This is a genomic window from Acinetobacter marinus (assembly GCF_900096915.1).
Lineage (GTDB): Bacteria > Pseudomonadota > Gammaproteobacteria > Pseudomonadales > Moraxellaceae > Acinetobacter > Acinetobacter marinus.
Genome location: NZ_FMYK01000001.1, coordinates 320,007 through 345,698 on the forward strand (window position 1 = coordinate 320,007; position 25,692 = coordinate 345,698).

The window sequence follows — 25,692 nt, forward strand, 5'->3', positions numbered from 1 at the left end:
CCGATTAAAAATATTATGTTTATCGTCATTTCCCCTGCCAAATCCTTAGATTACGAATCAGAACTACCGACTGAACAATTCACCCAGCCTCGCTTGCTGGATGATTCTGCACGATTGATCGAAGAAGCACGCAAACTGTCTGCGTCACAGCTTGGTCAGTTGATGCACATCAGTGAAAAACTGTCCCAGCTCAATGTCGATCGCTTCCGAGATTGGCAAGCGGATTTTGATCTACACAATGCCCGTCAAGCGATTTATGCCTTTACAGGCGATGTCTACACAGGACTCGATGCGACCAGTTTAGATAGCGCTGAGATAAAATTTGCCCAGCAACATTTACGCATGCTTTCAGGCTTGTATGGCTTGCTGCGTCCACTGGATTTGATGATGCCTTACCGTTTAGAAATGGGCACCAAACTAAAAAATGAACGTGGCGACAATCTCTATCAGTTTTGGGGTGATCGCATCACTGAGCGACTACGTGACGATATGCAGGCTGAAAAGTCTAAGATTCTGGTCAATCTCGCTTCTGATGAATACTACAAGTCGGTCAATGAAAAGATTTTGGATTGTGAAATAATCAAACCTGTTTTTCTTGATCAGAAAAATGGCAAATACAAAGTCATCAGCTTCTATGCCAAAAAAGCCCGTGGCTTAATGTCACGCTTTATCATCCAAAACAAACTGAAAAAAATCGAACAGCTTAAAGACTTCAATGTCGATGGTTATTATTTTGATGCTGAAAATTCCAATGCTCAGGAATTGGTCTTTAAACGAGATGAGCAAGCCTAACTATTAGAATACTACTCGTATCCTAAAATAGTTCAGGGCGCAGTATAGATGCCTATCCACACTGCGCCCTAAGTGATTTCGTGGATATATTCTGTTTAATTTTGCGCTTTGAGTTGCTCAGCAGCCACTTCTGCAAAATAAGTCAAAATCCCATCTGCACCCGCACGACGACAGCACATCAGTGATTCTAAGATCACACTATCAGACAGCCAACCATTTTCAATCGCCGCCATGTGCATGGCGTATTCACCACTCACTTGATACACAAAAGTCGGCACGCCAAAGGTGTCTTTTACTTCACGCACCACATCGAGATACGGCATCCCAGGTTTCACCATCACCATATCTGCGCCTTCTTGAATGTCTAACGCCACTTCATGTAACGCCTCGGCACGATTGGCGAAATTCATTTGATAATTATATTTGTTTGCACCTTTCAAGTTACTCGCCGAACCCACAGCATCACGAAATGGCCCATAGTAGCTCGATGCATATTTCGCCGAGTACGCCATGATGTTGGTATAGATATGCCCGTTTTGCTCAAGTGCTTGACGAATTGCGCCGATACGTCCGTCCATCATATCGCTTGGCGCAATCACATCACTGCCTGCCTCGGCATGGCTCAAGGCTTGTTTGATCAAGCATTCGACGGTTTCATCATTCAGTACATAACCAGTATCATCAATGATGCCGTCCTGCCCATGTGTAGTATACGGATCGAGTGCACCATCGGTGATCAGTACCATTTCAGGCAATTCTTTTTTCAGTAATCGACAGGTGCTTTGTACCAAACCATCTTCACGCCAAGCAGCTTCTGCATTCAGAGATTTATCTTCTTGTGGGGTGACTGGAAATAATGCCAATTTTGAAACGCCAAGATTGAGCAGTTTTTCCGCTTTTTTCAGTAATAAATCGGCAGATAAGCGCTGAATCTTCGGCATGCTGGCGATGTCTTGTGCTTGATTTGTGCCTGGTAATACGAATACAGGATAAATTAGATGGTCTGTGGTCAATTGCGTTTCGCTGACCATGTCACGCAAGCGGTCATTTTTGCGGATTCGACGCATACGTGTGGAAGGAAATGCAGGACGATTGAACGTATAAGTCATTACAAACCTCTATCTGATCTATTACTATAACGGGCAACATTGTACGCCTTTAAGACGATGTGTCTATGGTCTTGTGTACGAAAGAATTTTTTTAAGGAATCGAACGAGAATGCTGAATAATCAACAACAGGAATGGACGGGTCATATTACCGCAGAAAATCAAAACGACTTTCCGATGATCTTGGAACAGCTCTGTATCGCTTTCACCCGTTCGCCGTTCTATACTCACAATCATCTCAAAATGCGTGTGGTTGATGATCAGATTGAGGGCTATGTCGAGATGGCACCGCATTTGATTGGCAATGTGCAATTCCAAATCTTACATGGCGGGGTAACAGCAACCATTCTTGATAGTATGGGCGGCATCGTGGCGATGAGTGAGCTCTATCGTTGTAGCACACCAGAGACTTTTGCTGAAACCACCAAGAAAGTCGGGAAATTGGCAACATTAGATCTTCGAGTAGATTATCTTGCCCCAGGTCGTGGGCAGTATTTTGTTGCCAAAGCGCAAGTCGTGCGCCTTGGTCGGAAAAGCTGTGTCATGCGCATGGATTTGCACAATGATCAAGGTACACATATTGCGACGGGTATAGGGTCGTATATGTATTGATTTATTTTGATAATTACAAAGATAGGCAGTATGTGATATATCGCCTATCTTTACTGAGAAAAATAATCAACTGATGAAAAATCAACAAGAACACATCGAAAAATATAAAAAAGAAAGTCAACAAATGCGAGCAAAACAAAGAAAACGCATGGAAAAACTCAAACTAGAAAAAGACAGGCAAGAATTTCTTAAGAGTTACACTCCACGATACTTAAAAAATACCTTTTGGGGATTATTACTAACCTTACTATTTTTGCCAATATTTCTTCTTGCGATACACCTAATCGTTACTTGGTAAGCATAATTAATTTGGTGCATAGAGATTATGCACCATTAATTTCCTGATCCAATCTAGTCTTAAATTAAGCCAAATGCGCAGGAAAGCTAATCACCTGTTCCAACCGCATCCGTTGCATCGCAACCATCAATAAACGGTCAATGCCGAGTGCAATCCCTGAGCATGCAGGCATAAACTCCAATGCTGCAAGCAATCGCTCATCGATTGGCATAGCTTCTAAGCCTTGTGCAAGTCGTGCCTGATTATCCGCTTCAAAACGCTGACGAAGCGCAGTTGCATCGCTCAGTTCATCATAACCATTGGCAAGTTCCAAGCCCTCGATATACACCTCAAAACGTGCTGCGACCTGCTCACCGTCTTCATCGGTTCTGATCTTGGCAAGTGATGCCATCTCAGGTGGAAAATCGGTCAGAAAAACGGGGGTATCAAAACCCAAACTCGGCTCGACCATATGCGAAAACAACAAATCCATATAGGCTAAACGATCATCGCCAAGTCGTACATCCAAGCCAACACGCTGTGCGCATTGCTTTAACTCCTCACAACTAGCATGCAACGGATTGATATCCAAACGATCTTGGAAAGCATGCTTATAGCTGAGCAACATCGGACGCACTTCATCGAAACGATCTTGCAGACAAATATTTAATAAATCCGTGGTTTCATACATCAAATCTTTCAGATCAAAATCAGGACGATACCATTCCAACATGGTAAATTCGCTATTGTGCTTGCGACCATGTTCATCATCACGAAACACTTTGCAGATTTGATAAATCGCGCCACTACCACTGGCAAGTAGTCGCTTCATGGCGAACTCTGGCGAAGTATGCAGATAATGCGTTGCTTTCGTCCCATTGACATGACGTAAGGCTTGCACCGATGCAAGATGCACATCAGTCGTGCCTGCTTGGGACAATAATGGCGTTTCTACTTCCAATACATTGCGCTCAGCAAAAAATGAACGAATCCGATGATATAGCTTAGCTCGTGTTTGTAAGGCTTCTAGATCGCAGGTCATTTTAAAAGTGGTTTCAGTCAATTTTCATTCTCAAAAGCATGATTGTTCACGATAGTTCTGCACCAAAGGCAGACCATTCACGGCGTAGCGGATAATTTTTTCTAAGATCATCAAAGGCTTTCTGCTGAATTACGCCATCGTTTAAACATGCACGCAAGGCTTGATCATCACGGCGAATATCATAAATGGTGCTTACATTTTGCATGAGCTGTGTTTTAAATTCAGCTTTGGCATTTTCGGCATCTTGTTCTTGCGCTAAAAGTGGCTCGCAACGATCAAGTAATGGTACAAAATCTTTATCTGCTGATTTATCAAAAGTCTTACAAAACGCCTGATAAATCATTTGCGTGCCTCTCGCCTTCCCTTCAAGGCTATAGCCTGCAATATGCGGTGTTGCGATCGCTAAAGCATTGAGTAACTCAGCGGAAATTTGCGGTTCATGTTCAAACACATCTAGCACCACTTGACGATTGTTCTTGGCAATATCTGCAAGTAAGGCTTGCTCTTTAACCACCGAGCCGCGTGCGCTATTAATAAGGATTGCATCTGTTTTCATTTGATTCAAAGCATTTTCATTAAACAGATGATGCGTCGCATGTTCTGCTGTCACGTCAGTTTTTTTGGTTAAAGGCACATGAATCGAAATCGCATCGGATTGGCTCAACAAGGTTGAGAAATCGACTTGTTCAACCGAAGCATGCGCTACAAAAGGGTCATAACCAATCACACGCCAATCCAAAAACTGCGCCAAAGCCACCAGTCGTGTCCCGACATTGCCTAGACCGACCACACCCAAACAAAACGACTGCCCTGCATCAATTAACTCAGGTCGAAGTGTCAACAATGCGGTCACAACATATTCTGCAACCGCTTGGGCATTACAGCCTGCGGCATTTGCCCATGGAACGTGATGGCTGTCTAAAGCTGAAATATCGAGATGATCTGTACCGATGGTGGCACTACCGACAAATTTGATGGGGGTATTTTTAATCAATTGTTCGTTGACCTTAGTCACCGAACGCACCAATAGCGCATCGCAGTCTTTCAGATCATTGTTAGAAATGCTGCGCCCTGCCAAGTTTTGGATTTCGCCAAACTCTGCAAAAAAATAATCGGTAAACGCTAGATTTTCATCTGCGACAATTTTCATAACATTGATCCAAAAACAATTTTAAAAAGAACACTGAAACAGTCTAAATATTCGCCAATAGACTAAATACCACGCCAATCCACTCTGGCATTGCGCTCCTGCTCATAAATACGCTGTACATATTGCCCAAGTGGAATTTGCGATAAATAATGCTGAAACGCCATCACCTCAGGCGCAGTTTCACTGTGTTGCTCACGCTCCCACGGCGTGCTTTCAATCATCATCAATGGCGCAATCATGCTACACACCGCAATATCTGCAAGCGTCAGTCGATCTGCCACCATATATTGCCCACCATTATCGACCAAGATTTGATTGAATTGTTCAATCATTGCATCAATTTTTTGCTTGGATTCCAGTGCGGTATCACCTGTAATGTGATGATAGCTATTAATGGCAAATTTAATGGTTGGGCGAGCCAAGGCTTTGAGATCACGAAGCCAACCTCGTTCACCCAAAATCACCTCAATCGCCGAATTATGCTCAAACTGCAAGATAAAATAGAACAACCAACGTCGCACATGGATGCCAAACGCTTGACTCAAGGCATCAATTTCTAAAATTCGTTCACGTAGCTCAGGCTCGCTACGAATCAAGGCATGTTCAGGATAGTAACAATCTAAATAATCAGCAATTTTACTAGAATCAGCGATCCACTTATTGTCATCTTTGAGTACGGGCAAATGTTTGCTTTGCGTATGGTGTTGTGTGGTTAAGCGATGAAAACCAGGTGTCAGATTTTTCGCTACATAATGGAGCTCTTTATGATCGAGCAACCAGCGTGCTTTCTCACAAAACAATGACAGCGGAAATTGATACAAAATACGCATGTAAACTCCGAAGATGGATTTTCTGTGATTTCAATCAAATGCTTGCACATCGAGTCGTGAAATCTTTTCTTACATGGCATATTAAACCGATTTCACCAACTGCGCAAAAGCCAAATACAAAGCAATCCTATAATTTCAATGAAAAAATACAAAATCAAAGTGCTAGTTCAATTTTCCTCAGCACTTTTGCATGCTAGAAAAATCATCTTTTGCAAAGTGCGTTTATGACTGACTTCATGAGCAATTTGCTGTATGATGTGGCGCAGTAAAAATAGCGTATTTGAGTAGATTTTATGGGCTTTAATTGTGGTATTGTCGGCTTGCCAAACGTGGGGAAATCCACTTTATTTAACGCACTGACCAAAGCAGCCATCGCCGCTGAAAACTTTCCATTTTGTACCATTGAGCCAAATACAGGTGTGGTGCCTGTGCCTGACGACCGCATGGATAAACTCTCTGCCATCGTCAAACCACAACGTGAAATCCCAACTTCGATGGAATTTGTCGACATCGCAGGACTGGTTGCAGGTGCTTCCAAAGGTGAAGGTCTAGGCAACCAATTCCTTGCCAATATCCGTGAAACTGATGCGATTGCCCATGTGGTGCGTTGTTTTGAAGATGAAAATGTCATCCATGTCAACGGAAAAATTGATCCGCTCGATGATATTGCAACCATCAATACCGAACTTGCACTTGCTGATTTAGAGACCGTATCGAAAGCCATTACACGTTTAACAAAAACTGCTAAAGGTGGTGATAAAGAAGCCATTGCTACTAAAGCAGTGCTTGAAAAAATTCAACCATTACTCGATGACGGTCGCCCTGCTCGTGCTGCGGATTTATCTGATGATGAACGCAAACTGATCAAAGGCTTTGGTTTGCTGACTTTAAAACCAACCATGTACATTGCCAATGTGGCGGAAGATGGTTTTGAAAATAATCCATATTTGGACTCAGTGCGTGAGCTGGCTGAATCAGAAAATGCCGTCGTAGTCGCACTGTGTAATCAGATCGAAGCAGAAATTTCACTGCTTGAAGAAGATGAACGTGCAGAGTTCTTAGAAGCGATGGGCATGGAAGAGCCGGGACTCAATCGTGTGATCCGTGCGGGTTATGCGCTACTTGGCTTACAAACCTACTTTACCGCTGGTGTACAAGAAGTGCGTGCGTGGACGGTGAAAGTTGGCGCATCTGCACCACAAGCTGCTGGTGTGATTCATACCGACTTTGAAAAAGGCTTTATCCGTGCCGAAGTGATCGCCTATGACGACTACATCCAATACAACGGTGAGTCTGGCGCCAAAGAAGCTGGGAAATGGCGCTTAGAAGGCAAAACTTACATCGTGCAAGATGGCGATGTGATGCATTTCCGTTTTAATGTTTAAACAAAATCTGCTATTTGCGCCATTAAATTTGTGACTTAATTCACTAAATTTATGAAAAATTGCTAGATTTTTTTAGCAAATCGTATAATATTTGGCTCGAAACGTTGATTCGTTTCAGATGCCATTTATGAGGATTTAAAAAATGAATAAATTATTAATCGCTTTGGGTTTAGCTTCTGCTGTTGCTTTCGTTGGTTGTGGCAAAAAAGAAGAAGCACCTGCTGAAACTGCAACTGAACAACACGCTGAAGCGGCTGCTGACCACGCTGGTGCGGCTGTAGAAGCTGCTGGCGATGCGACCGCTGCTGCTGCAAGTGATGCGGCTGATGCAACTGCAGCTGCTGGTGATGCTGCTGCGACTTCTGTTTCTGAAGCGGCTGACGCAACTGCAACTGCTGCTGGCGAAGCGGCTGATGCGACTGTTGGCGCTGCAAAAGATGCAACTGCTGCTGTCGCTGGTGCGGTTGAATCTGGCGCTGCTGATGTAAAAGAAGCTGCACAAAACTAATTGAAGCACTGCCTATGATTTAGGTAAGGTTACATCAATTCAAAACCCTATAATGTGGAGACATGTTATGGGGTTTATTCTTTTTGCGACTTCAATGCGACTCAAAATACTGCGTTAACCATTCTCGGGCACTATCCGTTTTATGTATGTTCTCCTATTTTCGCTCTCAAATTGATGCTGATTGATTTAAATTGCTTGTGAAATATGCAATCGCATCGAAAACTCAAAAAAACACTTGTCTATTCAACCAATAATGCTATGATTCGCATCACTTAGGCGTATAGCTCAGTTGGTTAGAGCGCTACGTTGACATCGTAGAGGTCTCCAGTTCGAGTCTGGATATGCCTACCAAGTTTCAAAAAGCTGATGTGTATTTCACATCAGCTTTTTTATGCGCTAAAATTGGTTTCGATAAATATAAAAGTTTTCCAAGCATTTTATTCAAATTGATCCAGTTGCTTGATTAATTTGGATAATGCTTCATCTGGGAGTTTGGATATATACAGATGTTGCGCATATTGTTGAATGATTTCATCAAGCTGTTGCTGTGCTGATATACGTTGATTGGCTTGGTTATCAAGTTGTATCCGCTTTAACCACGACAATACGGGTTCATTTGGCTGACGTTCTAATCCCGCCTTTTGCAGTCGCTTAGAGAGATTTTCTAGCGCATGATCGAGCTTGGAACGCTTCACTTTTTGCTGACGTGATAGCCACCATACCACCAATCCAATTGCCGTGATCAATGCAACAATAAGTACTATCAATTGCTCAGACAGATTATCAATTGAAAATTTCTTTAACCAATCTCGTTGTGTGCCTTGGTCGAATCCTACGACTTTGCTCTGCCATTGATAACTGGCGTAGTCCATCCAAATCCGTGCTTGGATCAGAACGTTGTTTGAGCTTGACCAGTTGCCTAGTGCAGTATCACCAAACACAGCATCATTTTGATTGGCATAGTCTTGCATGCCGAGATTGACCCGATCAGGTGCAATCGCAGCAGTCGGATCAATACGCACCCAGCCCTCACCCGCAAACCACACTTCCGTCCACGCATGCGCATCAAGCTGACGGACTTCCCACGACGCACCATCAGGTGCAGACTTCCCGCCTTGATAGCCCACCACCACACGTGCAGGAATACCGACCATCCGCATCAGATTGGTGTACGCAGAAGCATAATGCTCACAAAATCCTGATCGAGTCCGAAACAGAAAATCATCAATGCGCTCATCACCGAGCAATGGTGGTGATAAGGTATAACTAAAATTATTGGTACGAATCCAATTGAGAACGGCATTGGCATAACGCTTCGGATCACTACCTTGTTGTTGAAACAGTTGCTGTGCAAATGCCAAAGTCTGCGTATTGCGCTCCTCTGGTAAGTCTAAACTGTGCTGACGAGTCAAATCATCTAATTCAAGATTTGCACGTGGTTTAGGCAAAATATAGGCTAGATCAAACTGCTCACGACGCGCAATTTCTCCAAAAGACTGAATACTCAGATCAGGCTTCATCCGTAGTGGAAACTGCGACACACTATGATCAAGGCTATACACCCAACGCTGAAATGTCGGCTCTAAAATCAGTTGGTAAGTGGCAAGTTGTGCACTTTGACCATTGGGAATTTGATACCAATTTGGGATTTGCCAAGTCGATTGACCACGTTCAGGCAACATACCATAGTTATAGCGTGTCATGCGACTGGGTGTCCACGTCGTGCCGTCATAATCATCCAGCACCATCGCCCGCCAATACAGATTACTGGGCTGTGGCAATTGATTTGGATCATCAAACACCACACGAAATGCCAACGCATTGGACTGACTGAGATTGGCTATATCACCAGGTGACATACTATCGCTGACCCCAGTCGTCGCCTGTTTACTATTGCTTGGCATACTCCATAGCGGTGGAAAACGTGGAAAAAACAAAAACAACATCACCATGATTGGCGCAGCAAATAGCAATAGTTTCAACACCGTTTTAAAGGCATGTTGTCTGAGCTGCTTGACCGACACATCTTGCACCAGCACTTCTTCATAAGCACTGTGATAGCTTTGCAACTGATACATGCCATAGAAACATTGGAAAATCGCAATCAACACCGCAATGGTGGTAAAAATTCCCTGCCCATAAAGAAATGCTGACGCTGCCACAAATAAGGCAAAATTAAACTGAATAATGCCATCACGATAATTTTTGAGTTCAAAACCTTTGCCTAATAAAATGAGCGCCAATGCTGCACAACCCGCATCGACACCAACAAAAGTGCCATACTGTGCAACAATTATCACTAAACCTGTCAGTACAACGCCATATTGTAGTAGCTTCGCACTTAAGCCTTTTTGTGCCTGAACAATCGTGCCCTTTTTTAAAATTTGCCATTGCCAAAACGCCAGTACCAATAGCATTAAAACTGTCTGAGCAATGGGTAAATAATAAAAATGTGGCAATAGCACCAGAAAGGTGGCGAGCAGTAAGGATTGATAATTCTTTTGACTGAGCGGGCTATAAGCAATCGCTTGACGCACATTTTCGCTGTGCTGATTTTCAACTAACGAATCAAATTGATCAGGTTGGTTTTTTTTAGCCTTGAAAATTCTCATGATCAAGGCTCCTGTGCAAGCATCAATTTGGCTTGATGAAAATGCTGTTCACCGATTCCTAATGGAAGCTGAGCTGATGGTAGCTGTAGCGAAAATGCCATGTGTTGATCGTAGGCTTGTTGAACCAAATACATGAGTTGCGACAATTTCTCTTCATGTAATGACAGTGTCATTTGAGTGTAATTAAAATCTAATTGCTGATGTTGATGCTGTTCAAAGGTTTTGACCAACAAACCTCGTCCTTTGGCGTATTGTTGCCATGCAATCCGATTCAACGCATCTCCCGCCTGAAACTCTCGAAGATGACTAAAGTCCTCATTGCCGACTTGTTCTCGTTCATTTTGCTGACGCAATCCATAATGCTGTAAATCCACTTCGAGTGGCGCAGGTGCAATCCAAATTTCCCGCTGAGGAAAGACATAGCTCCACGCTTTGATGATGCCAAACGGATAAACACTAAAAAAATGAAAGCGTTCTAAACGATGCAAACCACGTTTTAGCGGTGTATCGGTAAATTGCACCACCATCGGTGATTTCAGTACGGTAATTTTCTTGGCTGTATTTTGAAACTGACAACGTAAATGCAGATGAATTTGATTTTTTGCAGGACGAAATTGAAATTTTAAAGTCAACGGCTGTGCGACTTGCCCAAGCTGTTCCACTTCCAAATCAATCGTTAAACCATAGAGCTGACGAAATGCCAAATAAAAACTCAGCACCAAAATCCCTGTGAGTAAAAAGCACAATGCCAATATCAAATTATTGGCATAATTCACCCCAGCAATAAAGGTAATGATCAACAACACTAAAAACAGATAACCTTCCCGATTGAAAAATACAAACACGTCATTTTGCTTGAGCGTACGTTGCTCGGTCAGTTGAAAGCGTCTGCCAATCCATTTTTGCCATCGTTTTTTAATCATATTCTGTCATCGTCAATCAGGATTCACGTTGAATTTTTTAAAGCTCAATCGTCTGTAAGGCCTGTTTTAAATCCTGCTCCGACAGATGAATCCGATGCGCTACTACCGAAGCAAACACCGCTTGCACATCTTCATGAATCACATAACCACGCCCCTGTATCAGCGCATAGGCTTGTGTGGCACGCTTGAGTGCCAATAAACCACGAGTCGATAAACCTGTGACTTTACTGCGAGTCCATGCTGTAAGTCGCTGTAAATAATCCAAAATCGCATCGGATAAAATCACTTGCTCACGTAAAGCCTGCAAACGTAGTACATCCTCTTGAGAGAGCACCGAGTCAATCTGATCCAGCAATTTACGGCGATCTTCACCACGCAATAATGCCCGCTCTGCCTCAGCCGAAGGATAACCCATCGACAGTCGCATCAAGAAGCGATCAAGCTGTGACTCAGGCAAGGGATAAGTACCCGATTGTTGCAGAGGATTTTGCGTGGCGATTACCCAAAATGGCTGAGGTAATTGATGACGCACACCTTCGATCGATACCATGCCTTCTTCCATTGCCTCAAGTAGCGCACTTTGCGTTTTTGGGCTACTGCGGTTGATCTCATCGGCAAGCAAAATCTGACTAAAAATAGCCCCTTGATTAAATTCAAATTGCGATTTTTCGGGATGGAAAATATTTGAGCCTAAAATATCACTTGGCAGCAAATCATTGGTGAATTGAATCCGTTGATAATGAAGCCCTGACAAGGTCGCCAACGCATGCGCCAAGGTAGTTTTACCGAGTCCAGGAATATCTTCAAACAACAAATGCCCTTCGGCGATGAGACAGCATACCGCCAGTTTGATTTGCTCAGGTTTATCTAACACCACTTGATTGAGCTGATCTAAATAGCTTTGAATTTTTGGAAAGATAGCGTCAAGTTGTGTTTGTAGTTGAGCGAGCGCTTTTTCAATCTGTTCGGTGGACTGTGTCTCAGACACTTGACCATTACTATGAAAAGATTGTGGATGATCCGCTTTATTCTTTGACCACAACATGATGACACACCCCTAAAATCATAAAAGTCGTAATATCGTTGTTAAATCCGCCGTGTATAAAACTATCATTTATAAAACGCATCGCAGGCAAATCGACTTCAACGAAATTAGCAATAAAAAAATCGTGTACTCTGCATTACAGATTACACGATTTTTGTTTGATTTTGCACTGTTTATCTTGATTTTAACAAGCACTTCATCTGCTGAATCATACCTTTAACACGGGCATTTTTTCATATTGCCCTGAGATGGATAGCGGGCATCGACACAGTATCGGAAAAATGTTTTTTCATCCATCGCATCGAGGTCTGGATGATGCTCACGCATATGCTCAAGATATGCCTGATAATCTGGCACACCAACCATCAACCGAAAGCTCTGCTGCAGTCGTTGCCACAGCTCAGCGATTCTTGACCAATTTTTTGGTGATAGTAACAAGTGTTTTTGCGACATGATGGTGAATTTAATAATGCGCACCATCACACCCTTGCCATTACGAAACAGTTTTAAATTGAATGGTTTGATTTGCATATTCATCGTCCTTCAACTTGTTTGTTCAGTGTGTTTAGACTCGGTTTGTTTAGAATCAGTTTGCTGATATTCAAAAGCGGGTATGTACTTTATAAAAACCACATTACCCTAGCGCTTGAGATACTCACAAAGACCAATTAATGCCCTTTGAACTCGTTAGCCGTCATCGGTTGTTCTGTATAAATCGCTTCCGCTTCATTCACTGTTGGCGTTGGGCTTGCCAAAGCACGGCGAATAATGCCGATCGATGCAAAGATCATCACGATCGCCACGATCATAAAGAAGCCACACAACACTGCATTGATTTGATTAGAGAAAATTACCGTTTGCATCTCTGCAACCGATTTTGCTGGCGCAAGGATTTCATCACGGGCTAATGCCTCTTTAAAGCGATTCGCCTGTGCAAGGAAGCCAATTTTTGGATTTTCATGGAAAATCTTCTGCCAACCCGCAGTCATACAGGTGATGAACAAGAAAATCGTTGGGACAATGGTCACCCAAACATATTTTTCTTTTTTCATTTTAAACAAAATCACTGTACCCAAAATCAATGCCATCGCAGCAAGCATCTGGTTACCCACACCGAATAGTGGCCACAAGGAGTTAATCCCACCGAGCGGATCGACTACGCCTTGATAGACGAAGAATCCCCAAGCCGATACTGCAACACCTGTACCAATTAAATTCCCAATAAACGAGCTTGAGTTTTTAATCGATGGAATGACAATCCCCGCAGTATCTTGCACCATGAAACGACAAGCACGTGTCCCTGCATCGACCGCAGTCAAGATAAATAAGGCTTCAAATAAAATCGCAAAGTGATACCAAAATGACATCATGGCACGACTGTTGAAAATCTCAGAAATGATATGCGCCATACCAATCGCAAAGGTCGGTGCACCACCCGTACGAGATAAAATCGTATGCTCACCCACTTCTTTTGCCAAAGTCGAGAGCATCTCAGGACTGACTACAAAACCAAGCTGACTAACTGCTGCAGATGCACTTTCAACTGTTGTACCGATCACCGCCGCAGGCGCATTAATCGCAAAATAAACACCTGGATCAAGCACCGTAGCACAGATCATCGCCATGATCGCCACGAAAGATTCCATCAACATCCCGCCATAGCCGATCATGCGAATATTGACTTCGTTATCGACCAGTTTTGGTGTAGTACCACTCGAAACCAAGGCATGGAAACCTGAAATCGCACCACAGGCAATGGTAATAAAAAGAAAAGGAAATAACGAACCAGAGAATACAGGTCCTGTACCATCGACAAACTGCGTCACTGCTGGCATTTTCATTTCAGGTAATGCAATCACAATACCGATCGCAAGTCCTGCAATCACACCAATTTTCAAGAAAGTAGAAAGATAATCACGTGGCGCAAGTAATAACCACACAGGCAGCACCGATGCGACAAAACCATAAATTACCAGCGCCCAAGTGAGCTGCGTACCTGTCAAGGTAAAGAGTGGTCCCCAATATGGATCAGCGGCGACATTTCCACCAAAGACAATTGCCATCATCATCAGTACAAAACCGATAATCGACACCTCAGCAATTTTCCCAGGACGGATAAAGCGCATATAAATGCCCATAAACAAGGCAATTGGAATAGTCGCTGCGATACTGAATACGCCCCACGGACTTTCTGCCAATGCTTTAACGACTACAAGCGCCAAGACCGCAAGAATGATGACCATCACCCCAAGCGCACCGAGCATCACGATCACACCCGCAAAAGAGCCGAGCTCTTGCTTCGCCATTTCACCGAGTGAGCGCCCATCACGACGTGTAGAAATGAATAACACCAAGAAATCTTGTACTGCACCTGCCATCACCACACCGACTAACAGCCAAATCGTCCCTGGTAAATAACCCATTTGTGCCGCAAGGATTGGTCCGACCAAAGGTCCTGCACCTGCAATCGCAGCAAAGTGATGCCCAAACAAGACATATTTATTGGTTGGCACATAGTCCAAGCCATCTTTAAGTCGATGCGCTGGTGTCAATCGCCGATCATTCAGCTCAAAGACTTTCTGTGCAATGAATAAACTATAAAAGCGATATGCGATACTATAGATACATACTGCTGCGAGTACCAGCCATACCGCATTGACATGTTCACCTCGGCTGAGCGCCAAGATCCCAAAAGAAATTGCGCCGACAATCGCAACGAGAATCCAAATAATTTTAGATTTTGCCGTGGTCTGGTTGTGTGTCACATCCATGTTGATACCTCTTGAGTAGCTGTTGCGCCATGTTTTAACCCAAATGTTTAAAAATATTTAGCAACAATTTTGTTTCAACTGTACTGCATCTCTACGACTTTTGAACTACGACTTTGGCATAAAAAAAGGAGATGAATTGATCATCTCCTTTTTCGATTTTTTAATACAGCTCAGAAATTAAGCACGTTTCGTTTAAGCACGTTCTAAATAATCCCCAGTACGGGTATCAACACGGATGCTTTCTTCTTGCTGTACGAATAACGGCACACGTACTACAGCACCAGTTTCTAGTGTTGCAGGTTTACCACCTGTACCCGCTGTATCACCTTTCACGCCTGGATCAGTTTCAACGATTTTTAAGATCACGAAGTTTGGCGCACTCACGTTCAAAGGTACACCATTAAATAGCATGATAGTACATTTTTCATTTGAGTCATCTTTGAGCCATTTTGCAGCATCACCCATCGCAGCTTTTTCTGCGGCGATTTGTTCAAAACTTTCTGGGTTCATGAAGTGCCACATTTCACCATCGTTGTAGAGATATTCCATCTCGACTTCCATGATGTCAGCAGCTTCTAGGCTCTCACCTGAACGGAAGGTTTTTTCAAGCACTTTGCCTGATTTAAGGTTACGCAATTTCACACGGTTAAAGGCTTGACCTTTACCTGGTTTTACATATTCATTTTCCATGATTGAACATGGGTTGCCGTCAAGCATTACCTTAAGACCTGACTTGAATTCATTTGTAGAATAATTGGCCATGATCGGCACACTCCAACTTTATAAATAAAATAAACGGTTCAACTATACTATAATGCCGCATCGCATTATCAATTCGTGACGCATGATAAACTATTTATACCAAGAGAAAAACTGGCAATCGCAACTGAATGACTTAATTTCTGATCCAGAAGAACTTTTGGCGTTATTAAAGCTCACGACACACGACCTCAAATCAGAACAACTGCTGTCACAACATGCCCATCAACAGTTTAAACTGCGTGTACCTCGTCAGTTTGTTGCCAAGATGCAAGTGGGCAATGCTTACGACCCTTTATTTTTGCAAGTTTTTCCGCACCACTTAGAAATGCAGGATATGGAAAAACAAATCCAAGCAGGATTTAGCGCCGATCCTTTAGGCGAGCTTGAAGCCAACACCCTGCCTGGCATGTTGCATAAATATAAATCACGTATTCTTATGACCATTACAGGGGCTTGTGCGATTCATTGTCGCTATTGTTTTAGACGGCATTTTCCTTATCAGGAGAATTTACCAAAATCCCGAGATTGGTTTGCCATCGAACACTATATTCGAGATCATCCTGAAATTAACGAAATTATCTTGAGTGGCGGTGATCCGCTCACTGTATCCAATGACAAGCTGGCACAGTGGATTAATCGCTTTGAACAGCTGCCACAAATCAAAACCTTACGCATTCATAGTCGTGTTCCAGTGGTGATTCCGCAGCGTATCGATGATGATTTATTACGGATTTTAGCTACAACACGTTTAAAGGTAATTTTGGTGGTGCACAGCAATCACGCCAATGAGTTGGACATCGATTTTGATGTAGCGATGCGTAAACTTTGCAACATCAATGTGACCTTATTCAATCAATCTGTACTTTTAAGTGAAATTAATGACAATTTTTATATATTAAAGGCGCTGAGCTATCGACTGTTTGATGCACGTGTGCTACCTTATTATTTGCACGTCTTAGATAAAGTGCAAGGTGCATCACACTTTCTAATAACAGATGCAACCGCACAGACAATTTATCAAGCGCTTTTAAAAGAATTACCAGGGTATTTGGTGCCAAAACTCGTTCGTGAGACTTCAGGGGAGCTACACAAAACGCCACTGAACGTCTTCTGATGGGAGATGGTTAGGGGGTCGAGCATGACGGTGAAACTGGAAAAGCTGTTCCAAGAGTCTGTTACTTTAAATATTAAGCAACTGACCTATATTACAAATTTTAAAACAGATACCCAAAAATGGGCATCCAATCTATTACAGCTTGATCTTGGCGAAGCTGCCAAACAAGTCTTTGTCACTTTGCTTGAACTGCGTGGATTAAACTGTAGTGACCTCTCCCGCTGGAAAATTTTGCAAAATATCGAACCCGATCTGCAACATTTGTTATTGTCGCTCGAGCACCATTATCTCAATAATGCCATGATCGATACCTTGCGAGATCAGCAAATTGCCGATTTGGTGTTAGAGATTAAATGCCAGCACGCTTTACTCTATCGAGATATGGCAAAGCGTGTGCAATATCAGCTTGAAAATCATAAGTTTTCGATTTTTGAACTGTCCCGTAAGAAAAAACTCACTATTCTGCGAACCTATTGCGCTTATGCAGTGATCAAGTTATTAACCGATCTACTATATTCATTACAGTTGATTTACTTTAATGAGCCGAAATATTTTTGGCATACCGCCTACGATATTCTGTGGATGGCGCGTGCCTTTCGTTTTGATCAAGACAAAATTGATGTGCATCTGGAAAAATATCAGACCCGCCAAGAACATATCGAAAATGCATTTATCGAACTGGTTCTGCTTAGCCTCTTGAATAACTATAAGTTACGCCAAGAAGATTTAAAAAACCTAAAATCCTGCTTGGGCTATTGGTTGCATATGGTCAGATTGCACAATGAGCCAAAACCTGATTATAAATTTTGCTGTCAATTGTTTGAAGATCGTCCGCCTACAACGGTTTTAGGCAAAGCAGCGAATCAAAAAGATACATTGTATATCGAAACGGCGGAATTGCTCAGCTATATCGAATCAACCATGCAGCCGAATGCCCGTTATTTCTCCAAGGAAGAACAACAGCATCTCAACATCGTCATTAAAAGCCATTTATTAACCACGTTGAGTCAAAGCGGCGAACGGAAAAATACCCGTTTTTCTGATGAAGGTGATGTTGATGTGGCATTGGGCATTAGTTCTGCGCATTATTTTTTATCAGGTGCCAAGCATTTTAAAGAAACCTTATTACGTGAAACTGACTTAAGTTTACGCAATAGCGCCCAAAGTATTTCAGATTTGGCATCCGATCCAGAGCTTCAGCTTTCTACTAAAAACTATGAGCAACGCTATAACGCTGAAATTACCAAAATCTATCAGCCACATATCGTCAACCGCAGTAGCTCAGGCTTTTGTTTAAGTTGGCATGAAACCCTACCAAAGCATCTGCGTACGGGTGATTTTATCTTATTACGTGAAAAAGAAGATGAGCCGTGGGCTGGTGCACTGATTCGCTGGCTGAAAAGCACCAATCAACAGAGTGTGGAATTTGGTGTGGAATTAGTGGTGCGTAAAATGGCGCCAGTAGCTGTATCGCTGGCAAAACAAACCACAGACACAATCTACCATCCAACATTGTTGGTGCGAGATGAGCAACAAAACTTCTCGCTAATCTTACCGAGTCCGCAAATTTTTCATGAAAATCAAAACCTAAGCCTACGATTTGGTACAATTGAGCTACGTATTTTTTTAACACAGAGCATTAGTCTAGTGCAAAGCTGTGCACGATTTGAATTCGACTTACTCGAGCAATCTAAACTCAGCTTACTGAGCGACTTTTTTGATGCACAAGTGAATAGTATAGACACACAGGATTTGTGGGAAGCCCTGAAATGAAGTTACTTTCAAAAGACAAACAGTCTCAAGCACAAGTGATCCGTTTTTTGATGATTGATAGTCAACAAAATACTTTAAATGTGATTCAGCAAGGCTTAAATGCTAGGTTTTCCGCACATGGCAAATTATTGGATGACCTTGCCAGTTTTGAAAAAATGTTAAATCTGAATTGGGATGTGATTCTTTATCAGAATGCCTATGACTTTGACTTCGATCGTGCACTGGAATTTATTGAATCAAAAGGTAAAACTATTCCTGTGATTCTATTGTCAGATGATATTCAAAATCAGCCGAACGAATTAAATAAAGCCTATCAAAAAGGCATTTTTGATATTGTTAATCCGCAAGATTTACAACAGTTGACTGTAAGTTTGGCACGTGCCACTACCTATTCACGATTGGTGCGCAAAGAGTTACAGCTCACACAAGAGATTGATCAACTCCAACAACAAACGCAAAACTTAGTGGAAACCACAGAATATGCTGTGGCGACCTTTCAAGAAGGTGTCCATGTTTCCGCCAATGCACAATATGCCGAGCTTTTTGCAGTAAACGACGCAGATAGTCTGATTGGTTTGCCCTTATTAGATATCTTACAACCACAAGATCAACAGAGTTTTAAACAAAGCTATAAAAAGCTCAGTCGTGGCGATTTTAGCAATTCGAGTTTTAGCATTCTCAGTCAAAACCCAAAAGCACAGCAAAAGCAACTGAATCTACAATTTTCAGAAAGTAATTTTGATGATGAGCCTGCATTACAGTTGGTGATTGTCACTGACAGTAACACAGCAAATATCACATCGAATGACAGTGCTTTTGCAGGGCTTGATGATGTGGTGCAACTTTGTCAGCAAGCGCTTAGCAGTCAAAATGCATCTGCGCTGGTCATGTTTAAAATCAATGGCGTTGATCCTGCGCAATTCAAAACACATTGGAATAGCACCACGTTATTTTTCCAAGCACTACAAACACAGCTCAGCCAACTCGCACAAAAACATGCCGCCCAAAGCACTGTATTGCGCATTGCTGAGCAGAGTTTTGTCACTGTCATTAGCGCAAGCTCCGCCGCAACATTAAAAAATGCGCTTAAGGCACTAGCACAAGCATTACCAAGCCAAATTACCGTGGGCTCACAGACTTTTCCTGTGCAATTGGCTGTAGGTTTTCAAAACCTGTCTGCGCAACACGATGTCAGCCAAATCGAACAACTGCTCGAATCTGCTTATCAACACCATTATAATCCTGCGCTCGATATGACGCTGAGCCTTGATTCTAGTGATGAGCGCTCAGTAGATGATGCGCCTAGCTTGAGCCTAAGCACGGACAACTCTGCCCCATTATCAGTATCATTAGGTGAATCTGAACCTGCGCAAGGTTTAACTTTTGAGCCCTCTGATAATACAAGCACTTCGACTGTGATCGACAGCACCAACGATGCCACCTTGGATGAAACTGAAAAGTCTTTGGTTGCACAAATCGAGAATAATTCGATTGCACTACACTTTCAGCAACTCTATGACAAAGAAGATATTGATGCGCATGTGTTTGAAGTGACTGCCAGCTTTGAATATGAGCAAAAAAACATTGCCTTTTCTCAGTTCGATGCCTTAAAACGCAATCCATCACTTGCCGCTCGGGTTGATCGTTGGATATTGATCGAAGCCTCAAAACGCTTGCATCAATTCATTCAAAAATGTCCAAAAGCCCGTATTTTGGTAAACATTCATGCCAGCAGTTTGCAAGACGCAACCATTCAAGCCTTACTTGGCAAACTGGTCAATCTGATTAACTCGAAATATGCAAAACCATTGATTTTACAGTTCAATGAAGCAGATATTTTGATGAATCGTGATCGCAATACCCAAGTGCTTAAATCGATTCAAGAACAAGGCTTGGATGTGGCAATCGCAGAATTCGGTGATTCGATTTATAGTGTGCATCTATTGCAACAGCTAAAATTGGCGTTTGCCAAACTTACGCAAAACTTTAGCCTACAGTTGCAAAGTGATGAAGGCATGGTTGAATTACAAGAGAAAATCGATCAGTTCCGTGAGCATGACAATAATATCAAATTCTTGATCAGTCACTTAGATGATATGACCGCATTTGCCAATGCATGGACTGTCGATGTACGCTATCTACAAGGTAATTATTATCAACCGAAGCAAAACGAATTTGTGAACAGTGCCAGCTAAGCTCGCACTATTCCGCTTCTTGCTTCATTTTTACCAATTCAAAATGCTTGAGTAGATTGATCCAACGCAAGCATCACACATAAAAAATGGGCTGTGAAGACACAGCCCATTTTTCTTTTGTCGTTTACGATCATTTCGATTGATCGCAAGCCTCAGCTTAACGCTTGATGCTACGAGACATACCCGCAAAACGTTGCTTGAATTTGTCAATACGACCACCAGTGTCTACAGATTTTTGTTTACCTGTATAGAATGGGTGGCACGCAGAACAAACGTCAAGATAAAGAGAATCTTTACCCAATGCAGAACGTGTTTCAATGACGTTACCGCAAGAGCAAGTTGCTGTTAATGTTTCGTATTTTGGGTGAATATCGGCACGCATGGTCGATGACTCCTGAGTGAGAAAGGTTTTGCTATTCTCGCTATCAACCACTCTCAAAATCGACTGCAATATCAACATTTGAGGAAAAGGCAACTTTAATGCTTTTTTTTTGAAAAGCTAAAATGATGCAGATTGACACGAAAATAGACCATTTCTTTTGGCCCACCGAGACCCACAAGGTCAGAGCTAAGCACAACAAGTGGGCGCTATTATACAGTGATTTTGAAGTAAATACCAGCGATTCAATACCAGTCACCCACCTCGCATTATCGGCAATTACTGATCAGAGGTATCGAGGTTTTGCTTTGCCCATTTGGCGGCAATCACCCCACAAACCATCAGCTGAATTTGATGGAAAATCATGATCGGTAATACCAACATACCCATCGGCTGTCCGATAAATAAAATTTGTGCCATCGGTACGCCACTTGCCAAAGTTTTTTTCGAACCACAGAAAAAGATGGTGATCTGATCTGGACGATTAAAGCCGAGCCATTTTGGGATATAGAATGCAAGCAACATGATGATGGTGAGTAGTACCGAACAGGCAACAATTAAATAAAATAATGTCGCCGCATCCAACTGCTGCCACAACCCAGCAATCACCGCACTACTAAACGCACCATAGACCACCATCAAAATACTGCCCTGATCAAAGGCTTTGACCAACTTCGGCACTTTGACCATGTAGGGGTAAATCCATGTACGAAGCAGTTGCCCCAAGACAAATGGTACTAACAGCAACGCCACAATTTTGATAATCGCACTGCTCGGATCATAGGCATGCTCAGACTGCCCCAGAATAAAAAAACTGACCAAAATCGGCGTAATAAACATACCGATAATATTGGAAAATGAGGCGCTACAGACCGCACCTGCGACATTACCACCAGCGACAGAGGTAAAGGCTATCGAAGATTGCACCGTAGAAGGCAAGAAACATAAAAATAAAAAGCCCAAATACAGCGCATCACCGAGCATCGGTTGCAAAATCGGCTTTGCTAGCAAGCCGAGCAATGGAAACACGATAAAAGTAAAAGCAAAGACCAAACTGTGCAAACGCCAGTGCATCATGCCCTGAATCACGGCTTCTCGAGAGAGCTTTGCCCCATGTAGAAAAAATAAAATGGCGATTGCAATCGTGGTCAGTGTATTAAAGCCTTCTGCCCACTGCCCTGAAATCGGGAAAAAACTGGCAAGTAAAACCATCAGAACCAGTAATATCGTGAAACGATCCACCGCAAAATATTTAAGTGCCATTATTTTCAACTTCTTCGATTGATAGAAAAACAAAAACTCGGCGTTGATGATATACGCCGAGTTGGAAAAATCAAGTCAATTCCTACACTTGTGACAATCATCACATCATTTACAACAGCGAAATCTGTAATGAAGTTTAAACCATACTGTTAGTTATTGCGTGCGTTCTGATCTTGTTGAATCAATTCCACTTTATAGCCATCGGGATCTTCAACAAATGCGATCACAGTCACGCCACCTTTCATTGGGCCTGCTTCACGCACCACATTGCCACCACGTGCTTTGATCTGTTCACAGGCTTGATACGCATCTTCAACACCGATCGCAATATGTCCATAGCCGTCACCCAAGTCATAGCTTGAGGTATCCCAATTATACGTCAGCTCAAGCACGGTATGATCGGATTCGTCGCCATAACCGACAAATGCAAGGGTAAAGCGCCCTTCTTCATAGTCTCGTTGACGCAACAACTTCATGCCGAGCACTTCGGTATAAAACTGCAAAGACTTGTCCAAATTGCCGACTCGTAACATGGTATGCAACATACGCATCGTATTTTCCTCACGATTGGGTGGTTGGTTAATGGGAGTTTTCAGTCTGTTGGCGTTCATGTGCTTTTAGCAATTTTGCCACCCAGACCACAAGAATTAAGATCGGAATACCAATCAAAGTGGTCATCAAAAAGAAGTTTGGATAACCAATATTGGTCACGATCGTGCCAGAATAGCCACCAATGATTTTCGGCGTCAAGGTCATGAGTGAGCTAAAGATCGCATATTGAACAGCGGTAAAGGACACGCTGGTCAAACTCGATAAAAATGCGATAAATGCTGCACCAGCTAAGCCCGATGCCAGATTGTCCATCACGATCGCCATGTACAGCCAAAACTTACTATATTCCTTCACCACTTTACCCGAAACCACTTGTGTCGCTTGCGAGTCGTCGATCATTGGTAACGGATCAATCAAGTTATTCAGTTGATAATCTTTTGCAGGATCAAAGGTTAAGGTCGAATCTTGTACCTCATAACCCTTCTGCGTTTTAAATTGCTGATCAGCATTCAACTGATATGTCGCCATCAATGATTTTGCCGATGCCTTAGCAAGGGTATCACTTGGAATCGCAACGGTGAAATTGCCATGCTGATCTACGTTGGCATCAAAAGACTCACCGTCAAGCTGAATCTGTACCACATTATTTTGCGCAATTTCATCGGTCGTCAGACCCAAGACCTGACCTTCAACCACCACACTTTGGTCACGCTCTTTGACCTCTAAATAGCCATCACGTGTTAGCGGTAACAATTGAATTTGTACCCGATTTAATGCATCTGCATACGTTGAATCTGTTGCTTTAGAATCCATTACTTTTGAAGCAATTGCTTGTGAATCACTGACCAAGTAAGGCATTGCACGCTCGACCTGTACACCCTGTTTGCTGTCATCGCCATTTTGATAAGCAACTTTGGTGACGATTTGTCGATCCTGTGCCAGCACGGCAGTTGGAATCGCCACTTTCCAAAAACCGACTTCGTCGGTATTCGCAGTATAATGTTGTCCAGCAACATCGACACTGACCTGTGAAGTTGGCGCACCTGATTTGACCAGTGCGATAAAAATCAAATTGGTACTGCTGGCTAAGATTGCCCCGATAAACATCACTTTCATGATATTAAATCGCTGTGAAAGTAAGCCACCCAAAAAGCCACCAATCAAGGTGAAAATGACACCGTAAATTTTCACAGCTTCGGCGATTTGCTCTTTGCTAAAGTTCATGTCTTGATAAAAGACATTAGAAATCACACCTGCGACGATATCTGAAATACGGAAAAAACCAATCAACAACAGCAACACTAAAGCAAGTTTTAATCCATAACGCTTAAAGAAATCGGCAAATGGTGCAACCCACGTTTCTTTTGCCATCTGACGATTAACTGCACCGAGTTGCACAAGAAAATAACCTATGGTAAATGCAATCAAAAATGAACCAATAAATCGTATGGCCGCTAAAAGAAAAGACAAAAATGGATCATCTACCGTAATCATTGCCAAAGCTTTACCAATATAAATAAATCCGATGACCAAACCAATGACAGCACAGAAAAATACAAAAACTAAGCGTAAATAATCTGATTTTTTATAACTTTTATAAACTCGTTCAACTTTTGGCTCACCAACGGTCAAAGTCGTGATCACACCAATGATCATCACTGCAGCCATGATCCAGTAGGTTTTTTGCCACGCTTCGTAGATATAATTACCTTTCGCTGTGCCATAGGCTGCGGCGATAAATAGCGCCCCTGCACCCGCAATAATCATCCCGATGCGATAACCAGCGTTGTAGGTCGACGCCAGTACCGTTTGCATTTCCGTTGGCGCAAGCTCGATACGATAGGCATCAATCACAATATCTTGTGTGGCTGAGGCGAAACCAAGCAATACCGCACCGATCGCCATCTGAATCAGCTGTGATGATCCCATGGCAGGATTCGACATTGCCATGATAAAAATCGCCACCATGATCAGACATTGTGCAATTAACAGCCACGCCCGACGTCGCCCTAAAGTCTTGGTCAGAAATGGGACAGGAATTTCATCGATCAGCGGTGCCCAGACGAATTTAAAAGAATAGCCTAGTGCCGCCCAGCTGAACATAGTCACTGCACTTTTCTCGATGCCCGCTTCACCAAGCCATAGCGATAAGCTGGAAAAAATCAGTAGAATTGGTATCCCCGCCGAGAAGCCCAAAAACAGCATAATGATCGCTCGACGATCCAAAAACGCATGAAAGGCACTGCCCCAATTTTTCTGAATCTTTTCATTTGTTTCCGCTTGATTTGCATTCGCCATCAATCATTCTTTCCCGCAATCATTGTTGTTAAACCCGTGTCAGGTCATGTTAACACGTTCATTTCGCACATTTTGTCACAAATGAACATTAAGGCTTTATTGTTGATTTTGAAGACCTTTTTAGTGCATAAAATCAACACGCTCGGCTAAATCAATCATGTTTTATCCAACTCAGCGCTTGACGCCGATTAATCTTAGATTTTCACTTGAATTAAAGCAATAAAACTGTCACTTTAATAGCTAAAGTAATACTCAATCTCTATGGATTAAATTGTGATTAACAATCAAAAAGCAGCTCACAA

General features: G+C 42.6%; 22 protein-coding genes and 1 tRNA gene. 9 read left to right on the forward strand and 14 right to left on the reverse strand.

Going from position 1 to position 25,692, the window contains the following annotated elements; translation table 11 throughout:
* Positions 1–15: 15 nt before the first annotated feature.
* The gene (gene yaaA, locus BLQ60_RS01505; protein WP_092614960.1) at positions 16–792 is read left to right on the forward strand and encodes a peroxide stress protein YaaA; all 777 of its coding nucleotides are present in this window, start codon (positions 16–18) and stop codon (positions 790–792) included.
* Between the two features lie 95 nt (positions 793–887).
* Here yaaA and hemB read toward each other — a convergent pair whose 3' ends face one another.
* Positions 888–1,901, reverse strand: coding sequence for a porphobilinogen synthase (hemB, locus tag BLQ60_RS01510; protein ID WP_092614963.1), 1,014 nt, complete (start codon positions 1,899–1,901; stop codon positions 888–890).
* Between the two features lie 112 nt (positions 1,902–2,013).
* Here hemB and BLQ60_RS01515 point away from each other — a divergent pair, with 112 nt between their 5' ends.
* Both BLQ60_RS01515 and BLQ60_RS01520 read left to right on the forward strand, forming a co-directional pair.
* A complete protein-coding gene (locus tag BLQ60_RS01515; RefSeq protein ID WP_213030457.1) occupies positions 2,014–2,511 on the forward strand; it encodes a thioesterase family protein in 498 nt (165 codons plus the stop codon).
* 73 nt (positions 2,512–2,584) lie between these two features.
* Positions 2,585–2,809 (forward strand): hypothetical protein, encoded by a 225-nt coding sequence (locus BLQ60_RS01520; protein WP_092614969.1) that lies wholly within the window; start codon positions 2,585–2,587, stop codon positions 2,807–2,809.
* A 64-nt stretch (positions 2,810–2,873) separates the two neighbouring features.
* Here the strand turns inward: BLQ60_RS01520 and epmA are convergent, their stop codons facing one another.
* From epmA to BLQ60_RS01535, 3 genes are all read right to left on the reverse strand, one after another.
* Positions 2,874–3,830, reverse strand: a complete 957-nt coding sequence (gene epmA / locus BLQ60_RS01525; RefSeq protein ID WP_092614972.1) for an EF-P lysine aminoacylase EpmA — start codon at positions 3,828–3,830, stop codon at positions 2,874–2,876.
* 46 nt (positions 3,831–3,876) lie between these two features.
* The gene (locus BLQ60_RS01530) at positions 3,877–4,980 is read right to left on the reverse strand and encodes a 4-phosphoerythronate dehydrogenase (RefSeq protein ID WP_092614975.1); all 1,104 of its coding nucleotides are present in this window, start codon (positions 4,978–4,980) and stop codon (positions 3,877–3,879) included.
* Positions 4,981–5,042: 62 nt separating this feature from the next.
* Complete coding sequence (locus BLQ60_RS01535; protein ID WP_092614979.1) at positions 5,043–5,810, reverse strand: glutathione S-transferase family protein; 768 nt, start codon at positions 5,808–5,810, stop codon at positions 5,043–5,045.
* Positions 5,811–6,103: 293 nt separating this feature from the next.
* Between BLQ60_RS01535 and ychF the strand changes: the two genes are divergently transcribed.
* The 3 genes from ychF (at position 6,104) to BLQ60_RS01550 (ending at position 8,054) form a co-directional block, all read left to right on the forward strand.
* Positions 6,104–7,195: a redox-regulated ATPase YchF gene (gene ychF / locus BLQ60_RS01540; protein WP_092614982.1), complete on the forward strand. Its 1,092-nt coding sequence runs from the start codon at positions 6,104–6,106 to the stop codon at positions 7,193–7,195.
* 142 nt (positions 7,196–7,337) lie between these two features.
* Positions 7,338–7,703, forward strand: coding sequence for a hypothetical protein (locus tag BLQ60_RS01545; protein ID WP_092614986.1), 366 nt, complete (start codon positions 7,338–7,340; stop codon positions 7,701–7,703).
* Between the two features lie 274 nt (positions 7,704–7,977).
* Positions 7,978–8,054, forward strand: a tRNA-Val gene (locus tag BLQ60_RS01550).
* 86 nt (positions 8,055–8,140) lie between these two features.
* Here the strand turns inward: BLQ60_RS01550 and BLQ60_RS01555 are convergent.
* From BLQ60_RS01555 to efp, 6 genes are all read right to left on the reverse strand, one after another.
* Positions 8,141–10,315, reverse strand: coding sequence for a transglutaminase TgpA family protein (locus BLQ60_RS01555; RefSeq protein WP_092614989.1), 2,175 nt, complete (start codon positions 10,313–10,315; stop codon positions 8,141–8,143).
* Between the two features lie 2 nt (positions 10,316–10,317).
* Positions 10,318–11,238, reverse strand: a complete 921-nt coding sequence (locus tag BLQ60_RS01560; RefSeq protein WP_092614992.1) for a DUF58 domain-containing protein — start codon at positions 11,236–11,238, stop codon at positions 10,318–10,320.
* Between the two features lie 37 nt (positions 11,239–11,275).
* Positions 11,276–12,283 carry an AAA family ATPase gene (locus tag BLQ60_RS01565; protein ID WP_092614995.1) on the reverse strand — a complete coding sequence of 336 codons (1,008 nt, stop codon included), beginning with the start codon at positions 12,281–12,283 and terminating at the stop codon, positions 11,276–11,278.
* A gap of 216 nt (positions 12,284–12,499) precedes the next feature.
* Entirely contained in the window at positions 12,500–12,763 is a 264-nt protein-coding gene (locus BLQ60_RS01570; RefSeq protein WP_378235160.1) for a YbdD/YjiX family protein, read from the reverse strand.
* Between the two features lie 188 nt (positions 12,764–12,951).
* Positions 12,952–15,054, reverse strand: coding sequence for a carbon starvation CstA family protein (locus BLQ60_RS01575; RefSeq protein ID WP_092614998.1), 2,103 nt, complete (start codon positions 15,052–15,054; stop codon positions 12,952–12,954).
* 192 nt (positions 15,055–15,246) lie between these two features.
* Positions 15,247–15,816 (reverse strand): elongation factor P, encoded by a 570-nt coding sequence (gene efp / locus BLQ60_RS01580; protein ID WP_092615001.1) that lies wholly within the window; start codon positions 15,814–15,816, stop codon positions 15,247–15,249.
* A gap of 82 nt (positions 15,817–15,898) precedes the next feature.
* On the opposite strand from efp, the gene epmB reads away from it, so the two are divergent.
* From epmB to BLQ60_RS01595, 3 genes are read left to right on the forward strand one after another with little or no spacing between them, the layout of a single operon-like run.
* Complete coding sequence (gene epmB / locus BLQ60_RS01585) at positions 15,899–16,930, forward strand: EF-P beta-lysylation protein EpmB (RefSeq protein ID WP_092615003.1); 1,032 nt, start codon at positions 15,899–15,901, stop codon at positions 16,928–16,930.
* Positions 16,931–16,954: 24 nt separating this feature from the next.
* Complete coding sequence (locus tag BLQ60_RS01590; RefSeq protein WP_092615006.1) at positions 16,955–18,703, forward strand: hypothetical protein; 1,749 nt, start codon at positions 16,955–16,957, stop codon at positions 18,701–18,703.
* Positions 18,700–20,898, forward strand: coding sequence for an EAL domain-containing protein (locus BLQ60_RS01595; protein ID WP_092615009.1), 2,199 nt, complete (start codon positions 18,700–18,702; stop codon positions 20,896–20,898). The genes BLQ60_RS01590 and BLQ60_RS01595 overlap by 4 nt, the downstream gene beginning before the upstream one ends.
* 157 nt (positions 20,899–21,055) lie before the next feature.
* On the opposite strand, the gene rpmE is transcribed toward BLQ60_RS01595, so the two are convergent.
* From rpmE to BLQ60_RS01620, 4 genes are all read right to left on the reverse strand, one after another.
* The gene (gene rpmE / locus BLQ60_RS01600; protein WP_092615012.1) at positions 21,056–21,280 is read right to left on the reverse strand and encodes a 50S ribosomal protein L31; all 225 of its coding nucleotides are present in this window, start codon (positions 21,278–21,280) and stop codon (positions 21,056–21,058) included.
* A gap of 276 nt (positions 21,281–21,556) precedes the next feature.
* Positions 21,557–22,540 carry a bile acid:sodium symporter family protein gene (locus tag BLQ60_RS01610; protein WP_092615019.1) on the reverse strand — a complete coding sequence of 328 codons (984 nt, stop codon included), beginning with the start codon at positions 22,538–22,540 and terminating at the stop codon, positions 21,557–21,559.
* A 149-nt stretch (positions 22,541–22,689) separates the two neighbouring features.
* The gene (gloA, locus tag BLQ60_RS01615; protein WP_092615022.1) at positions 22,690–23,091 is read right to left on the reverse strand and encodes a lactoylglutathione lyase; all 402 of its coding nucleotides are present in this window, start codon (positions 23,089–23,091) and stop codon (positions 22,690–22,692) included.
* Positions 23,092–23,119: 28 nt separating this feature from the next.
* On the reverse strand, positions 23,120–25,390 hold the full coding sequence (locus tag BLQ60_RS01620; protein WP_092615025.1) for an AmpG family muropeptide MFS transporter: 2,271 nt from the start codon (positions 25,388–25,390) through the stop codon (positions 23,120–23,122).
* Between the last annotated feature and the right edge of the window lie 302 nt (positions 25,391–25,692).

Bases quoted from the DNA above. Each gene is read 5' to 3' on its own strand.
- yaaA (WP_092614960.1), top strand. From the start codon at position 16: ATGTTTATCGTCATTTCCCCTGCCAAATCCTTAGATTACGAATCAGAA.
- hemB (WP_092614963.1), bottom strand. From the start codon at position 1,901: ATGACTTATACGTTCAATCGTCCTGCATTTCCTTCCACACGTATGCGT.
- BLQ60_RS01520 (WP_092614969.1), top strand. From the start codon at position 2,585: ATGAAAAATCAACAAGAACACATCGAAAAATATAAAAAAGAAAGTCAA.
- epmA (WP_092614972.1), bottom strand. From the start codon at position 3,830: ATGACCTGCGATCTAGAAGCCTTACAAACACGAGCTAAGCTATATCAT.
- BLQ60_RS01530 (WP_092614975.1), bottom strand. From the start codon at position 4,980: ATGAAAATTGTCGCAGATGAAAATCTAGCGTTTACCGATTATTTTTTT.
- BLQ60_RS01535 (WP_092614979.1), bottom strand. From the start codon at position 5,810: ATGCGTATTTTGTATCAATTTCCGCTGTCATTGTTTTGTGAGAAAGCA.
- ychF (WP_092614982.1), top strand. From the start codon at position 6,104: ATGGGCTTTAATTGTGGTATTGTCGGCTTGCCAAACGTGGGGAAATCC.
- BLQ60_RS01545 (WP_092614986.1), top strand. From the start codon at position 7,338: ATGAATAAATTATTAATCGCTTTGGGTTTAGCTTCTGCTGTTGCTTTC.
- BLQ60_RS01555 (WP_092614989.1), bottom strand. From the start codon at position 10,315: ATGAGAATTTTCAAGGCTAAAAAAAACCAACCTGATCAATTTGATTCG.
- BLQ60_RS01560 (WP_092614992.1), bottom strand. From the start codon at position 11,238: ATGATTAAAAAACGATGGCAAAAATGGATTGGCAGACGCTTTCAACTG.
- BLQ60_RS01565 (WP_092614995.1), bottom strand. From the start codon at position 12,283: ATGTTGTGGTCAAAGAATAAAGCGGATCATCCACAATCTTTTCATAGT.
- BLQ60_RS01570 (WP_378235160.1), bottom strand. From the start codon at position 12,763: ATGGTGCGCATTATTAAATTCACCATCATGTCGCAAAAACACTTGTTA.
- BLQ60_RS01575 (WP_092614998.1), bottom strand. From the start codon at position 15,054: ATGGATGTGACACACAACCAGACCACGGCAAAATCTAAAATTATTTGG.
- efp (WP_092615001.1), bottom strand. From the start codon at position 15,816: ATGGCCAATTATTCTACAAATGAATTCAAGTCAGGTCTTAAGGTAATG.
- epmB (WP_092615003.1), top strand. From the start codon at position 15,899: ATGATAAACTATTTATACCAAGAGAAAAACTGGCAATCGCAACTGAAT.
- BLQ60_RS01590 (WP_092615006.1), top strand. From the start codon at position 16,955: ATGACGGTGAAACTGGAAAAGCTGTTCCAAGAGTCTGTTACTTTAAAT.
- BLQ60_RS01595 (WP_092615009.1), top strand. From the start codon at position 18,700: ATGAAGTTACTTTCAAAAGACAAACAGTCTCAAGCACAAGTGATCCGT.
- rpmE (WP_092615012.1), bottom strand. From the start codon at position 21,280: ATGCGTGCCGATATTCACCCAAAATACGAAACATTAACAGCAACTTGC.
- BLQ60_RS01610 (WP_092615019.1), bottom strand. From the start codon at position 22,540: ATGGCACTTAAATATTTTGCGGTGGATCGTTTCACGATATTACTGGTT.
- gloA (WP_092615022.1), bottom strand. From the start codon at position 23,091: ATGCGTATGTTGCATACCATGTTACGAGTCGGCAATTTGGACAAGTCT.
- BLQ60_RS01620 (WP_092615025.1), bottom strand. From the start codon at position 25,390: ATGGCGAATGCAAATCAAGCGGAAACAAATGAAAAGATTCAGAAAAAT.